1 protein-coding gene is annotated in these 1241 nt (G+C 70.3%); it reads left to right on the top strand.

The genetic code is table 11. The features are described 5' to 3' along the window. Positions 1–1241 (top strand): acetate--CoA ligase (locus ACH4J0_RS43285; protein ID WP_396246670.1); only part of this gene is annotated, 1241 nt, incomplete at both ends.

A 1241-nucleotide genomic window follows, 5' to 3' on the forward strand; every position in this document is an offset into this window, starting at 1 on the left:
TCCGCCGCACCGAGCAGGAGATCCCCTGGACCGAGGGCCGCGACGTCTGGTGGCACGAGATCACCGCGCGCCAGTCCACCGAGCACACCCCCGAGGCGCACGAGGCCGAGCACCCGCTGTTCATCCTCTACACCTCGGGCACCACCGGTAAGCCCAAGGGCATCCTGCACACCTCGGGCGGCTACCTCACCCAGGCCGGCTACACCCACCACGCGGTCTTCGACCTCAAGCCGGCCACCGACGTCTACTGGTGCACCGCCGACATCGGCTGGGTCACCGGCCACTCGTACATCGTCTACGGCCCGCTGGCCAACGGTGCCACCCAGGTCATCTACGAGGGCACCCCGGACACCCCGCACCAGGGCCGGTTCTGGGAGATCGTCCAGAAGTACGGCGTGACGATCCTCTACACCGCGCCGACCGCGATCCGCACCTTCATGAAGTGGGGCGACGACATCCCCGCGAAGTTCGACCTGTCCTCGCTGCGGGTGCTGGGCAGCGTCGGCGAGCCGATCAACCCCGAGGCGTGGATCTGGTACCGCGAGCACATCGGCGGCGGCACGTGCCCGATCGTCGACACCTGGTGGCAGACCGAGACCGGCGCCATCATGATCAGCCCGCTGCCGGGCGTCACCGAGACCAAACCGGGTTCGGCCCAGCGCGCCCTGCCGGGCATCGCGGCCACCGTGGTGGACGACGAGGCCAACGAGGTCCCCAACGGCTCCGGCGGCTACCTGGTGCTCACCGAGCCCTGGCCGTCCATGCTCCGCACCATCTGGGGCGACGACCAGCGCTACGTCGACACCTACTGGTCGCGCTTCCAGGGCCGCTACTTCGCCGGCGACGGCGCCAAGAAGGACGAGGACGGCGACATCTGGCTGCTCGGCCGGGTGGACGACGTCATGCTGGTCTCGGGCCACAACATCTCCACCACCGAGGTCGAGTCCGCCCTGGTCGGCCACCCGTCCGTGGCCGAGTCCGCGGTCGTCGGCGCCACCGACGTCACCACCGGCCAGGCCATCGTCGCCTTCGTGATCCTGCGCGGCGGCGTCACCGAGAGCCCCGAGCTGGTCGAGGAGCTGCGGGCGCACGTCGGCCGCACGCTCGGCCCGATCGCCAAGCCGAAGCAGATCAAGGTGGTCGGCGAGCTGCCGAAGACCCGCTCCGGCAAGATCATGCGCCGCCTGCTGCGCGACATCGCCGAGGGCCGCGAGGTCGGTGACACCACCACCCTCGCCGAC

Origin of the sequence: Kitasatospora sp. NPDC017646 (genome assembly GCF_044329365.1) — a bacterium.
Lineage (GTDB): Bacteria > Actinomycetota > Actinomycetes > Streptomycetales > Streptomycetaceae > Kitasatospora.